This is a genomic window from Nostoc sp. FACHB-892, from assembly GCF_014698795.1.
Taxonomy (GTDB): domain Bacteria; phylum Cyanobacteriota; class Cyanobacteriia; order Cyanobacteriales; family Nostocaceae; genus Nostoc.
The window spans coordinates 177,867-191,811 of record NZ_JACJTR010000007.1 but is presented as its reverse complement, the minus strand read 5'-3'; the positions used below and the strand labels follow the sequence as shown (position 1 = coordinate 191,811).

The window sequence follows — 13,945 nt, the reverse complement described above, 5'->3', positions numbered from 1 at the left end:
CGGTAAAAGTTAATTTTTATTAAGTTTATCTCAGATGTATGGCTATTTTTTGAGAGATAAATTTAGTATCTGCATTTTATTGCAGCGTACCGCGTTTGATTTGTTCGCTTTCAATAGCTTCAAATAAGGCGCGAAAGTTACCTTCGCCAAAACCTTGAGCTTGGAAACGACGTTCAATAAACTCAAAGAAAAATGTCGGTTGTTCAAAAATTGGCTGAGTAAAAATTTGCAGTAATAAGGGCGCGGTTTGTTGTTCCTCTACAGGAGCATATTCTTGCCAGTCGACCATAATTTCTTGTTGAGCGATCGCTTCTAGTTCTAAAAGTGATAGAGGCAATCCTGGACGTTGTTTTAGCTGCGAGTAGTAGCTTTGGGGAACTGAGAGTAAGGATAAACCACTGGTACGAAATTTAGCGATCGCACTCACAAGATTAGTCGTCCGCAAAGCAATATGTTGAATTCCCGGCCCGCGATTGACATCTAAAAACTCCTGAATTTGGGAATTTTTGGAAGCTGGTTCATTAATTGGCAATTGGACGCTGTCATTGTGCGAAACCATGACTTGACTGTGTAAAGCAGAACGATTGGTTTTAATTTTAAAAGCCTGCTGAGGTTGAAAATCTAAGATATTTTCGTACCAAGCGACAGCATTTTCCAATTCACCAACTGCCACGTTTAACACTACGTGATCTATAGCGGTAAAAGTGTTGTCATTAGTCATTTGTCCTTTGTCATTGATGTTAGTTACAAATGACGATGGACAAATGACCAATGACCTTTCGATCAACGTATGAGTCAGTCCACCCCAGGCGGCAATTTTGCCACACTTGAGGAATGCTGTACCCACCTGGCGTTCCTGGGTGGGCTGTAGGATTGTAGCACCGTGTTTTTGAGCTTGTGCGATCGCGGTTTCTACATCTTCGACAGCAAAAGCGACATCTGCCACACCAGGTGGATATTGACGCAGAAACTCAGCTACTGGACTTGTGGGTAAAAGTGGTGAAGACAGAAAAAAGCAGACAGCACCACTCTTCACCACTTCTGTACAAGTGTGAAATGAACTAATGCGATCGGTTACTGGTTGAAAACCAAGATGGTGTACAAACCAATCCCGCCATACTTTGGCGTCTTCTACATAGAAATGAACGTGATCAATTTTCATAGATACTGAAAATCCAGCATAACAGCTTATATCTCTGTAAATTTTGCCTTTTTTGCTAAATTTTCAGGTCTTTCTCAGGCAAGAATTATGCAGTCGTACTGCCACTTTAAAAAAACAAATGACTATCAGGTTGAATATTAATTTCCATTGGCACAGCTTGCGGTTCGGCAGAAAGGGCAAAGAAAATTGCATTGGCAGCAGTTTCAGGACTGAGCATTTTTTTCCGGTCTACTTTTAGGTTGACGTTATCCCAGAAAGGAGAATTTACCCCACCAAAGTAGAATAGCGTGAACTTGATACCAAAACGCTTGAGTTCCTCTGCCATGCATTTGCTAAAACCGACAACACCAAACTTAGAAGCAGAATAAGCTGCTGCCATTCCCATCGAATGCTTACCCAGAATTCCAACCACGTTACAGATGTGACCAGACTTGCGTTTTTGCATCTCTTCAGCAGCCGCTTGAGTGGTGTAAAAGCTGCCTTTCAAGTTGACATCTAACATCTTGTCTAAATCACTAGGTTCCAGGCTGTTGTAAGGCTTGAGTATACCAGCACCAGCCGCATTCACTAAAATATCGATTTGACCAAACTCAGCGATCGTCTTTTCTATCAAAGTATCTACCTGTTGCGGGTCAGTAATATCGGTGGGAACGCTCAAAACTTGCCCTGGTAAATCATTTGCCAGTGTTGTTAAACGAACCGCATCTCTCGCAGCCAGTACCAACCGAACTCCAGTAGACGCAAGTTTGTGTGTTAACGCTGAACCAATACCACCAGTAGCACCGACAATAACAACGACTTTATCCTGCATTATAATATTTACATTTCTTTATATCTTTTTACATAATACTGAATTACAGGCTCAGGTTGTACGTAAACATTCAGAAAGTATTTACTCGCAGAATAGTGCTGTTACCTCGTATTCTTTGCCATTCGGCTTTAATGTAAATGTGGGAGATGATTTTAGATATTTAAGAAAACTAGAACCTAAGTTTAATTTTTCAATAATTGAATTAGGAGATTCTCCGGTAATTTTCCGTATCTCTGTCCCTAATGTGGACACAGATAATTTATTTTTAGGAGACTTATTTTGTATATCTTGAATAATTTTCAATAATAATTTATCTAATATTTTTCCAGTAGAGATTTCCGTCAAATTTTCTTGCTTTTCTTGGTCTTTAATAGATTCAGTAAATGAGTTATCTACAACAGCTGTTGATTTCTCTTTTTCTGGTTGATTTAAATTATGTTTAATATTAATCTCGCATCTTTCTTGAAATAAAGTTGCAACATCTACTAAAGTGTTTAATTTAGCATTGATTGATTCTTCTTCAGTTTTAATTAAATCTTGAATTGAATCAATCACTTTTTCAAAAGATGTAACTTTTGTTGCCATTGGCAAAGAATAATGAGTTGATTTGCCAGTATTCCGGTTGTCTATATACAAATTTTGTCCTTGCCTACGTACCCAATAGACAATTAATCCTTGATTTTGGAGTTCGTTACAAAGATGGTTTAAAATTCCATCGTTAGAACAGACAAATATTTCTTTAAGTGTTGGATAAGAGCGTAATACACAAGCACCGAATGCAATCATTTTTGCATCAGCACTATTTTTACCTTCAGGGACATGGAAAAGTTGATAACCACGATTATATAGTTCAATATCTTGCTTCCCAATACTGGGATTTTTCCAGTTAGCAAATGCAATTTTAACTTGGAGTGGATATTCACAAATGCTGGCTAAAAATAATTCTGAATTAATATCTAATTTTAAGTTTTCTGCATCCAAAATGAGAAGAGATATTCCTGTTTCTAACTTATGCTTAATTTCATTGTTTTGCTGAATTTTCAAGAGTAATTGTCTAAATACAGAATATTCTAACCAATCAGGCGATAATATCATTTGCAGCAGTTCTTCAGCTAATTTAAAATTAAAAGAGCCAAGACCTTTCTCTGCAATTTTTTCTTCTGGCAGGTTTTTTACTAAAGAAAGTTCCGCCGCATCAGTCATAGATAGTTTAGTATGTCCATTGCTGTTAGTTAGCAAGTCCCCTTCCAGAGAATCAGGTAATGCAGTCTCAAGGAATTGTTTGCCACAATTTTTGCAGAGGTAATTCTGCTGGTCATTGCGACGACCATTTTTATAATATGAAGTAGATTCGCACAGAGGACATTTCATCTTATGGTTCAGGTGGTCTAGGCAGATACTTTTCTTTAAGTATATAGTATAAAAAAAGACTGTCAATGTCAGTCTGCATTGCCCAACACAGGAAAAACTCAAAACAAGCGGAAATTAAATTTAATCCCTAATTTCCGCAAGACTATCTAGCAACCCTTTGAATAGCTAGAATTTTAGAAACACTTCAACAGACGCGAGCGAAAACATAGTCGCGGGTGCGAGAATCTACAGGGTTAGTAAAGATTTTGCTTGTAGTACCAAATTCAACCATTTGAGTAATACGATTTTCATTATTATGAAAAAAAGCCGTAAAGTCAGATAGGCGAGTAACTTGCTGCATATTGTGAGTAACTATCACAATTGTCAACTCAGAACGCAAGTTATGGATTAGATGCTCAACTTTCATGCTACCGACAGGATCAAGGCCTGAACAAGGTTCATCCATCAACAAAACATTAGGTTTGACTGCTAAAGCACGAGCAATACATAATCTTTGTTGTTGACCACCAGAAAGTTCTAAAGCAGATTTGTGCAGCTTATTTTTGACTTCATCCCAAAGTTCAGCAGTTTTGATGGCAGATTCAACGATTCCATCTAATTCTACTTTCGGATGCCATCCAACTAATTTCACTCCATAAGCAACGTTATCGTAAACGCTCATGGGAAAAAGATTAGGCTTGGGAAAAACCATACTAACTTGGCGACGTAAGCGATTGATATTGACACGACGCTCATAAATACTCTGCCCAAAAAATTCTACTTTTCCTTCAACCTTCACATCTGCTTCTAATTCACTCATGCGATTTAACGATTTAAGAAAAGTAGACTTGCCACAACCACTAGAACCAATAATTGCCGTGACCTGGTTTTGGTAAATATCCATTGACACGCCTTCAACTATCTTTTGACTGTCGTAATAGAAGCTGAAGTTTTTGACTCTTATGGCTGGAATTAGTTTACTCATATTCCTAAAACGTGTGAAACAAAACTTGATTCAGTAAAACAGTACAAATCAGCAACGCTGTTTCACTATGTTAATCTGAAAAGTAGATGTTCATATAAATTACATAGTTACGTAGTAGCCATGCAGCAAATAAACGGTTACTATATTTTTATATAGGGTTGTGTCCCAAAATTCATTTTTACAACCTTTTTCTACTCATTTTACTTACATTGACTAATAATTTTTGATTAAGGGAGAAAGTAGAAAAATTTTTACCCTTACTTATCCTGTATTTATGCCTTAAGCTTTCTGAACAAACCCATAGAAATATTATAAAGATCAAGGGTATTTTAAAAAGCAAAATTTTTATCTCAATTTTGTAGTTGTTGTACTTTGTAAGCCTACTTAATTTGCTCGCTCCATTAGTAGTATATCCTCATTAAAAAAATAGTTTCTAAAATCAATAAATCACGGCTTTTAATCTATATTTTAATTGCATTTGTACATCGTCATTTATAGTTAAAGTTTAATTTTATAGGATTATTTAAAATATTTTAAAAAGAACTAAGTGGATATTTTTATCGTTCGATATAGTCACTAAAATATTAATTTTAGTATTTCAAAAATTTTTTATTTAGCTAAGATAACTTATTGAATTGAAGTTTTTGTGCTTTTTTCTTAAAAAGAATTATATAACAATATGTAAAACTTAATAACTATTTCCAGTTTTTGGAAGCTATGTCTGGGTTAAACTAAGTCTCCAAACTGGCAAAATCTAGTTGTTAAATACAGGTAAAGCAAACTCTCTCTAGAGTGTACCAGTTTACTACCATTGTAGTATCTGTAACAGTTTAATGTAGGGAACATAGGTTGAAAATGCTTCTAGAGTTTATGTTATATCCTTAACGCTACAGACTCACTAAATACCTAAAAAGTCTAATCATTATTAAATTTATTACAAAAATAAAAAATAAAGCGCTTGTCGATAGCAAGCGCTTTTTCTCAACTTTTAAATGATTATCATTCTTAACTTCTTCTATTTTCGCAAAACGCTTTGGCTTTGCCTGTCGTAGGCATCGCCTGAAGGAGTGACAAGCATCCGGGAAACCAGATATAGCAAGTTTTTTACTTTTCTAGAAAATATTCTTATCCAAAACGACCATTCACATAGTCTGCCGTCTGTTGCTTCGAGGGGTGATTAAAAATCTTTTTTGTCTGATCAAATTCTATCAATTCACCTAAATACATAAACGCCGTGTAATCAGAAACACGAGCTGCCTGCTGCATATTGTGAGTCACAATCAAAATCGTCACCGTTTCTTTCAATTGATTAATTAACTCTTCAATGCTGGCGGTAGCTATCGGGTCTAAGGCTGATGTTGGCTCATCAAATAGAACAATTTCAGGGTCAGTCGCTAAAGCACGGGCGATACACAATCGCTGCTGTTGACCACCGGAAAGGTTAAAAGCTAAATCATTTAGGCGATCTTTTACTTCATTCCACAAAGCTGCATCATGCAAAGCTTTCTCTACTTTCTCATCAAGGACTGCACGTTTTGATTCACCCCTTACCTTTAGACCATAAGCCACATTTTCATAAATTGACTTAGGAAAAGGATTGGGTCTTTGAAACACCATACTAATCCGCATCCGTACCTCAATTGGGTCAACTTTATTACCGAGGAGGTTAATCCCATCTGGTTTGAGAGTGATTTCCCCTTTATAGCTATTTCCGGGGTAGAGGTCGTGCATTCGATTAAAACAACGTAACAGGGTGGTTTTACCACATCCAGAAGGGCCAATCAGCGCCGTTACTTGTTTGTCACCCACTGACATATTAATGTCTTTGAGAGCGTGAACTGTTCCACCGTAGTAGAAATTCAAGTAATTAACCGAAGCTTTAATTGATTTTTCTAGGGTTGATGATGTAATTTCTACCATTTGATTTTTTTGCGTAAACGATAGCGGATATAAATTGCCGCAGCGTTCATGGCCAAAGTAATGGCAATTAGAACAATACCTGCTGCTGCTGCATTCACCTGAAACTCAGCTTGGGGACGAGATACCCAATCAAACATTTGAATGGGCATAACTGTGAACGGAGCAAGTAACCAAGATAAGGATATATAGGGAAACTGCTCAGTAATTGGTGGTTCTGGTAAGAAGGCTATAAAGGTGAGTGCACCAATGGTAATTAGAGGTGCAGTTTCACCAATAGCTCGTGCTAAGGCAACAATAATACCAGTGAGAATTGTGCCCGTTGAGTAAGGCAGAATATGATCCCAAATCATTTGCCACTTAGAAGCCCCTGCCGCATAAGCAGCTTCACGTATGCTATTTGGTATAGCACGCACAGCCTCACGGGTAGAAACGATGACTACTGGTAAAACTAATAACGCCAAGGTAAACCCGGCAGAAATAATACTTCGACCGAGGTTTAATCCATAAACAAATACACCCAAAGCTAAAAGTCCGTAAATAATTGAAGGAACACCAGCTAAATTGGTCACATTAATTTCGATTAAATCAGACAACCAATTTTTTCGGGCATACTCTTCTAAGTAAATCCCTGAAGCTACACCAATGGGTATAGCTACTAAAGATGTTACAAACATAACCAAAAGCGTTCCCACCCAAGCTGAGAGGATGCCCGCTTCTTCTGCCCTACGACTGGGAAACGAAGTCAAAAATTGCCATGAAAGACGTGGGAAACCATCGGTAATTAAATCCAATAATAGTGCCAGTAATGTGACAATGCCAATCAGCATTGACAACAGCCCTATAAGGTTGAAAATATGTTGCGATCGCTTATTGCGGTTAATAGTCTTACGGACTTCTTGAATATTGAGAGTTGTCATATCAATAAATTTCTCGATAGCGCTTGATGAGAAAATAACCAATGATGTTGAAGACTAAAGTCATTAGCACTAACGTGAGTCCAACTGCAAAGATAGTCTGATATTCCAGGCTGCCATGAGGCAGGTCACCGAGACTTACCGATACAATGTAGGCTGTCATTGTAGCGGCTGGTTCCATCGGGTTAAGGGTCAGGTTTGGTTGTCCACCCGCAGCAATAGCTACTATCATCGTTTCACCGATCGCACGAGAAATTCCCAAAATGTAAGCGGCAGAAATGCCAGAAATAGAAGCTGGTAATATAACTCGCAAAGCTGTCTGGAAGCGGGTAGCCCCCATTGCATAAGAAGCCTCGCGTAGATGTGCGGGTACTGTACGCATGGCATCTTCGCTCAGGGAACTGACATAAGGAATAATCATAATACCGATGACTAGCCCCGCACTTAACATATTAAAACCAGGTAAATCTGGCAGAATTACCTGCAATAGGGGTGTGAGAAATAAGAGGGCAAAATAACCGTAAACTACTGTAGGGATACCCGCCAGCAGTTCTAAAGCTGGCTTGACAATTTCCCGAACGATGGGTAAAGCAAATTCACTTAGGTAAATAGCAATAATCGTACCTAACGGTACTGCTACTAATAAAGCAACTAATGTAGTAACTAATGTTCCTGTTACCAACGGTAAAATTCCGTAATGCTTATCGTCAAATAAAGGTGTCCACTGTGTATCTGTAAGGAATTCCCATAAAGATACTTTTTGAAAAAATATTATAGACTCGTAAACTAAAATACCGAGAATGGCTATTGTAGTTGCCACAGAAGAGAGTGCTGCTAGAAATAAGACAGACTCAATAGCCCGTTCTTGCAAATCACGCGCTAGCTTTCGAGAAATTTGAGTTTGTTTTGCACTACTCATGCTGAAATGCGATCGCTCCTGAGATAATGAATTTAAATAGACAAAGAGAGGTACTACACCTCCCTTTGATAAATTGCAGATTTTGAACTAATTCAAAATTCACAATTAGGCTTATTCTTTAGCTTCACGGCTTAATAATTCTTCAATCTTCAGCCCAACTGATTCTTGACCACCAAAAATAGTGCCATATCTCTTCTTATTGAAGTGATTTTGAGCGGTAGTGTATGCTGATGCTGGCAGGGCAATGTATTTTACTTCTTGAGAAAACTTAGCTGCATTCTGCAAGTAAAATTGCACAAACTGCTTTACTTCTGGTTTGTCAATAGACTTAGAACTGACATAGATAAAAATGGGGCGAGATAGTGGATTGTAAGAGCCATTTTTAACTGTTGCTTCCGAAGGTAATACACCGTTAATTGGCACTGCCTTCAGTTTATTTTTGTTTTCTGCATAATAGGCATAACCGAAGTAACCAAGGGCGTTCTTGTTACGGCTAACACCTTGTACAAGTACGTTGTCATCTTCGCTTGCAGTAAAGTCACCCCGGATAGCCTTCGATTTGCCAACAACAGCTTCGGTAAAGTAGTCGAAGGTTCCAGAGTTTGCACCAGGGCCAAACAACTTCAGTGGTGCATTGGGGAATCCGTTACGAACCTGATTCCAGTTGTTCACCTTGCCCTGTGCCCCAGGCTCCCAAATTTTCTTCAATTCGGCAACTGTGAGATTTTTTGCCCAGGAGTTTTGGGGGTGAACCACTACTGTTAAAGCATCATAAGCTACTGGTAGTTCGACATAACGAATGCCAGCAGCTTTGCAAGCATCGATTTCTTTTTGTAGGATGGGACGAGATGCACCAGAGATATCTGTCTCGCCACGACAGAACTTTTTGAAGCCGCCGCCAGTACCAGAAACGCCTACTGTAACTCTAACTTTGCCTCTTTGCGCCTTTTGGAAGTCTTCTGCTGCTGCTTCCGTAATTGGGAAAACGGTGCTAGAACCATCAACCGTAACTGTGCTGACGCTTTGGGAATGAACCGCAGATATTGATATACCAAAGGAGGCGGCTACCAATGAGACTATACCTAATACTGTCAGGCTGTTAAGCTTAAAGTTCATCTTGTTCATAAAAAGATTACTAGTTGATTGAACAATTAAATTTCCGCTAATTCACCTCAAAAAATAACTATTTTTCAAGTTAAAAATCTAGTGAATAACCCGGTTGTTCATAGTCAAGAATATAACCTTGGCAGTTAGTGAATAAGTTAATCAAAGGTTAATTAAAAGTTAATTATAGATTAATTGAAATTGATAATTTTCTTAGCCAAAATAATAGTAGTACGGAGCCATCTAAATAGCAATTATCAATGTATTAACTTTATAAAATGTTCAAACTGTTATTATAGAGCGAACAGAAATTAAAAATTTATAATTTATAAGATAAGGCAGATATTGCTAGAGTAAATAATTATAATTTAAAATTTTATTTTTGGGTATAAAACCAAATTTTAATACTTTTTAGACGGTACTATTTGACTGATTCAAAGCTCTTCTTAAAGATTATTATGATGAAAATTTATAAACTATAAAAGTACAGAAACCACTTTTTTATGCTTCTAATTTTTAGCGAATATCCTTTACTATAGATAGCTCATATACATACTTTGATATATTTAACCTCGCTAAAATATGTGTTGAAATCAAAACTTCCTGTCGTTGTTCGTCTTTTTATGCTTCCTTGCGGCTGCAATACATTACCACAGACATAATTAATAATCAGTAGTCAGTCGTCAGCGAGTAAAAACTACTGACTACTGACTACTAACTAATCAATTAACTAAAAATCTAAAATCGGCCAGTCTGGTTCACGATAATAGCGTGTCATATTGTCGAACTTTCGCAATTCGACGCGATTGATCAAAAATTCTGGCAAATTTAACAGCCATTGTTCATTCAGCTGAGAAAGCATCGTGCTGAAACTTGTGCGGTCTAAGTCAGATGAAACCTCCCCAAAGTAGGCTAATGTAACATGGGCTGTTAAGTGATAATGCTGCTCAATACCCAAAGCAATCAACTTGGGATTTTGATAAATTGTTCGGCGAAATTTAATAATTTCCTCGTAGCAGCGTTCATCTTGAGGTACTAAACAAACGGCTATAGCTCTTGGCATCAGTATCAGTCCTAGCATTTGCCATTTAATCGGATGACTCCTATTTGTCATCAATTGTTGATATTGCTGAAACATTTCAGCTAAACAAGAGTGTAACTCCTCGTCAAATTTGGGATTTTTTTCGCAGGCATCAAGGTAAGCATTATCCCAAATTAAATCTGCTAAAGTCAGATGAAAGCTCGCAGGAGTTAGAGGCACAATCAAATCACGGCTTACAGGCAACTGTAAAAGTTCCTGTTGGTAAGTCTGTAATTTGGCATAGAAAGCAGAGTTTTGTGATTCTTCTTCTGCCGGCGGGGTAATTAGCGTATAGCCAGGAAAGGACACTGCTTGTCTCAACCCAGAATGCGGCTGAAATTTAGAAGATTCCTGGATATGCTGGACTTGGGATCTGTAGGCTTCTGGCAGCGTCAGCCTTGCTAACCGATTTAAATAAGTTTGATAGTTGTCGTCCAATCTTCATAGCCTCATGCTCTCACTTGATAGATTTTAGGGAAAATTACCTTAATTAACAGAATGATTTCAAAAGTATTTAGTTTTGGGAGTGGGGAGTGGGGAGTGGGGAGTGGGGAGTGGGGAGTGGGGAGTTAGGAGTTAGGAGTTATAAATATTAACTCTTCACCAATGCCCCATGCCCAATGCCCAACGCCCTAATATACGAGGTTAGTCTATGCCAATTTATGTTTACTGGGGTGAGGATGATTTTGCTATGGAAAAGGCGATCGCTATGCTGCGCGATCGCGTCCTCGATCCCGACTGGATAAGTTTTAATTACACTTCATTTACGCCAGATCAAGCTGATGCTGCTATCCAGGGGTTAAATCAGGTCATGACACCCACTTTTGGGGCTGGTGGGCGCTTGGTATGGCTGATAAATACTACCCTGTGCCAGCACTGTCCAGAGAATGTTTTAGCGGAACTGGTGCGATCGCTACCAGTCATTCCCGAAAACTCATTTTTATTGCTCACCAGCCGCAATAAGCCAGATGAACGCCTCAAATCCACGAAATTGTTAAAACAATTTGCCACCGAATTCCGAGAATTTTCCCTCATTCCACCTTGGAAAACCGAATTGCTGGTGCAATCTGTTAATCAAGCAGCTCAGACTGTGGGCGTGAAACTGACTGCCAATACTGCCCACTTATTGGCAGAATCTGTAGGAAATGATACACGTCTTCTTTATAATGAGTTAGAAAAACTGCGCCTATATGCCCAAGGTAGTAACAAACCTTTAGATACAGATACTGTTACGAAGTTAGTAAGAAATACTACTCAAAATAGTTTACAATTAGCAGCAGCAATTAGAACAGGAGATACAGCTAAAGCTTTGACAACCTTGGCGGATCTGAACAATGCTTCCGAGCCGGGATTACGGATAGTTGCCACGCTGATCGGACAATTTCGCACCTGGCTCTGGGTGAAGATTATGATAGAAAGTGGTGAGCGCAATCAACAAGCGATCGCTACTGCTGCTGATATTGGTAATCCCAAACGGATCTACTTTTTACAGCAAGAAATCAAGCTTCTTTCTGTACAACAGCTAATTTCTTGTTTACCCCTACTACTGGAGTTAGAAGTCAGTCTCAAGCAAGGAGCATCAGAAATGCTAACACTCCAGACTAAAGTAATTGAACTTTGCCAAGTTTGCCGAGGAAGTTGACAATCAAATATAAAAGCTTAATGAATTGAACAGTTGCTGGAACTTCCAACTCCGAAAATAATTCAAAGTCCTTATAATATCCCTGATGTAGTTCTCTGTCACATAGTATATGAAAAAAATTTCTGATTTATTTCCCCGATATAGCCGAAAACGAATTCTTTCCCAATCATTCTTTTTCGGTGCGATCGCAGCTGTGAGTGTAATTTCTAATGCGTTTTCATTGAGTTCAAAAGCTTATGGTCAAACTCCACCACCAATAGTTAACAATACTGAAATCGACAGCTATGCTCAAGCCGTGCTAGCAATGGAGCCAGCCCGCCAAAACGCCTTTGAAGAAATTAAAAAACTTATTGGTAATGGAGAAATTCCCCAGATTGTTTGTAACGATCCTAACAGCATAAGTGGTCTTCCAAAGAAGGCTCAAGATATCGCAGTGAATTACTGTAAGCACGCTCAAGAAATTGTCCAAGTTAATGGGTTGAAATTTGAGCAGTTCAACAAAATTACTATAGAACTACAAAATAACGATATCTTAAAACGGCAGGTTTACAATACCTTACTCCGTCTACAAAAAAGTCCTGAATCTCCGTAGTCAAAATGGCGTAAAACACTTGCATAAAAGGGGGAGATAGTAGGTTTAGTATTGATTTTTTACAAAACGTTGCGAGTATTGATTCATAAAATACTTGTTTTTGAATATTAGGTTAATCACTAATAATTTATTACATTTTACAAATGAATTTTTATCAAGGAAGAATAAAACCATGAATTTTGAACAAGAAAACATCTGAATCCAGGGCTTTAAAACCACCACTAAATATGCATCTTTAGTGGTATTCAATGAGTGAGTGGCTCTTTTGAATTTCTCACTCATTGATTCTGAATTCTTCGATACCCTACTACCATTCAATCATAAGACATATTTGCTTGGCGCTTGGTGTGAATATTTTTCATGTGCTTTTTCACAGTGTTTATGGTGATGTAAAGCTTAGTGGCAATTTCTTTGTAGCTGTAGTTGCTTCGATAGAGAAACCAAATTTCAGCTTCTCGGGGCGTTAGGTCAAATTTTTTAACTTCAGTGAGTGCTACATTTTTCACAGATTCATATTGATTTTCTATAGTCACCAATAAACAAGGTACTTCAAACCCATCTAAATCTAACAGTCTCACCCTAATCCGAAAAATATTTGACTTATCAAGCACAATCTCATCCGACAAAATTAGTAGTTTGTCAGAAAACAAATCTCGGTTATTGAACAACGATTCACAAAGGTTCCAGATAGCTGATGGTACAAAATTTTGGTTGAAGTTGCCTTGATTAAATTTACAACAAAGGCGACGAGCAGATGCATTAGCATGAACTACTTCACCAGTGTGGTTTAAAATTAATATACCGTCTTCTAAACCTTCAATTACTTCTTGTAAAAAATCAGCTCGCTTCGATTCATATAAGTCAATACTTTCTAGTTTTTGTGGTTCAGCTAATGTTTTTAATAATGTCTTGTTTATGGCGATCATAATAAAAACTGTAATGTATAAAATACTGTTTATTAGTTAGCTTTATGGCGTTTGAAAGATGCACTATCTATTTTTTGCATGATTATCTAAATAAATTGGGTGATAAAGATAAATCATGCTAATGGCAGCAACTACAACTTTTGTTAAGACTATTTCTTTGAGATACTCAATTTGCCATTTATGTAGTTTGTTCGAATTAAGTTAGATTACATAATTTAAATACAACTCTACAATTGCCTATTTCGGAATTTACTTCCAATCAACTTTAAACTAAGTTATCCCCCCTATTACCGCAAGGCGAAAGTCAAAATTCAAAATTCAAAAGTATTATGGAATAAGCTATTTATGGATTTTCAATGATCTGCTTATTTCCGCCTGTACTATTTATCCCGTTGACACGGACTAAAGGAGGAAAAGAGCGGGCTTTTTTGAGGTGAAGCCATTATCTTGCCTATTGAAGCCACTTCTATTAAATAGCGATCGCTCCAAAAGACAACAATTATTCATGCTGAAATAAAAATATACATCTAACGGGATTT

General features: G+C 37.7%; 12 protein-coding genes. 2 read left to right on the top strand and 10 right to left on the bottom strand.

The genetic code is table 11. The features are described 5' to 3' along the window. Positions 1 to 76: 76 nt before the first annotated feature. The 9 genes from hppD to H6G96_RS12255 form a co-directional block, all read right to left on the bottom strand. Positions 77 to 1,162, bottom strand: coding sequence for a 4-hydroxyphenylpyruvate dioxygenase (hppD, locus tag H6G96_RS12295; RefSeq protein WP_190911714.1), 1,086 nt, complete (start codon positions 1,160 to 1,162; stop codon positions 77 to 79). Positions 1,163 to 1,268: 106 nt separating this feature from the next. Further along, positions 1,269 to 1,973: an SDR family oxidoreductase gene (locus H6G96_RS12290; RefSeq protein ID WP_190911713.1), complete on the bottom strand. Its 705-nt coding sequence runs from the start codon at positions 1,971 to 1,973 to the stop codon at positions 1,269 to 1,271. A gap of 81 nt (positions 1,974 to 2,054) precedes the next feature. Then, entirely contained in the window at positions 2,055 to 3,344 is a 1,290-nt protein-coding gene (locus tag H6G96_RS12285) for an NYN domain-containing protein (RefSeq protein WP_190911712.1), read from the bottom strand. 184 nt (positions 3,345 to 3,528) lie between these two features. Then, entirely contained in the window at positions 3,529 to 4,308 is a 780-nt protein-coding gene (locus tag H6G96_RS12280) for a phosphate ABC transporter ATP-binding protein (protein WP_190911711.1), read from the bottom strand. 1,125 nt (positions 4,309 to 5,433) lie between these two features. Beyond that, entirely contained in the window at positions 5,434 to 6,228 is a 795-nt protein-coding gene (pstB, locus tag H6G96_RS12275) for a phosphate ABC transporter ATP-binding protein PstB (protein ID WP_190911710.1), read from the bottom strand. After that, on the bottom strand, positions 6,222 to 7,145 hold the full coding sequence (pstA, locus tag H6G96_RS12270) for a phosphate ABC transporter permease PstA (RefSeq protein WP_190911709.1): 924 nt from the start codon (positions 7,143 to 7,145) through the stop codon (positions 6,222 to 6,224). Before pstA ends, pstB begins: the two co-directional genes overlap by 7 nt. A 1-nt stretch (position 7,146) precedes the next feature. After that, positions 7,147 to 8,061: a phosphate ABC transporter permease subunit PstC gene (gene pstC, locus H6G96_RS12265; protein WP_190911708.1), complete on the bottom strand. Its 915-nt coding sequence runs from the start codon at positions 8,059 to 8,061 to the stop codon at positions 7,147 to 7,149. Positions 8,062 to 8,172: 111 nt separating this feature from the next. Continuing rightward, complete coding sequence (locus H6G96_RS12260) at positions 8,173 to 9,186, bottom strand: PstS family phosphate ABC transporter substrate-binding protein (protein WP_190911707.1); 1,014 nt, start codon at positions 9,184 to 9,186, stop codon at positions 8,173 to 8,175. A 709-nt stretch (positions 9,187 to 9,895) separates the two neighbouring features. Next, complete coding sequence (locus H6G96_RS12255) at positions 9,896 to 10,684, bottom strand: DUF1868 domain-containing protein (RefSeq protein WP_190911706.1); 789 nt, start codon at positions 10,682 to 10,684, stop codon at positions 9,896 to 9,898. A 214-nt stretch (positions 10,685 to 10,898) separates the two neighbouring features. On the opposite strand from H6G96_RS12255, the gene holA reads away from it, so the two are divergent. Beyond that, positions 10,899 to 11,888, top strand: a complete 990-nt coding sequence (holA, locus tag H6G96_RS12250) for a DNA polymerase III subunit delta (RefSeq protein ID WP_190911705.1) — start codon at positions 10,899 to 10,901, stop codon at positions 11,886 to 11,888. Between the two features lie 109 nt (positions 11,889 to 11,997). Further along, on the top strand, positions 11,998 to 12,480 hold the full coding sequence (locus tag H6G96_RS12245; RefSeq protein WP_190911704.1) for a DUF4168 domain-containing protein: 483 nt from the start codon (positions 11,998 to 12,000) through the stop codon (positions 12,478 to 12,480). 314 nt (positions 12,481 to 12,794) lie between these two features. On the opposite strand, the gene H6G96_RS12240 is transcribed toward H6G96_RS12245, so the two are convergent. Beyond that, entirely contained in the window at positions 12,795 to 13,406 is a 612-nt protein-coding gene (locus H6G96_RS12240) for a helix-turn-helix transcriptional regulator (RefSeq protein ID WP_190911703.1), read from the bottom strand. Positions 13,407 to 13,945: the final 539 nt, after the last annotated feature.

Bases quoted from the DNA above. Each gene is read 5' to 3' on its own strand.
- holA (WP_190911705.1), top strand. From the start codon at position 10,899: ATGCCAATTTATGTTTACTGGGGTGAGGATGATTTTGCTATGGAAAAG.
- H6G96_RS12240 (WP_190911703.1), bottom strand. From the start codon at position 13,406: ATGATCGCCATAAACAAGACATTATTAAAAACATTAGCTGAACCACAA.
- H6G96_RS12285 (WP_190911712.1), bottom strand. From the start codon at position 3,344: ATGAAATGTCCTCTGTGCGAATCTACTTCATATTATAAAAATGGTCGT.
- H6G96_RS12280 (WP_190911711.1), bottom strand. From the start codon at position 4,308: ATGAGTAAACTAATTCCAGCCATAAGAGTCAAAAACTTCAGCTTCTAT.
- pstC (WP_190911708.1), bottom strand. From the start codon at position 8,061: ATGAGTAGTGCAAAACAAACTCAAATTTCTCGAAAGCTAGCGCGTGAT.
- pstB (WP_190911710.1), bottom strand. From the start codon at position 6,228: ATGGTAGAAATTACATCATCAACCCTAGAAAAATCAATTAAAGCTTCG.
- H6G96_RS12290 (WP_190911713.1), bottom strand. From the start codon at position 1,973: ATGCAGGATAAAGTCGTTGTTATTGTCGGTGCTACTGGTGGTATTGGT.
- H6G96_RS12245 (WP_190911704.1), top strand. From the start codon at position 11,998: ATGAAAAAAATTTCTGATTTATTTCCCCGATATAGCCGAAAACGAATT.
- hppD (WP_190911714.1), bottom strand. From the start codon at position 1,162: ATGAAAATTGATCACGTTCATTTCTATGTAGAAGACGCCAAAGTATGG.
- pstA (WP_190911709.1), bottom strand. From the start codon at position 7,145: ATGACAACTCTCAATATTCAAGAAGTCCGTAAGACTATTAACCGCAAT.
- H6G96_RS12260 (WP_190911707.1), bottom strand. From the start codon at position 9,186: ATGAACAAGATGAACTTTAAGCTTAACAGCCTGACAGTATTAGGTATA.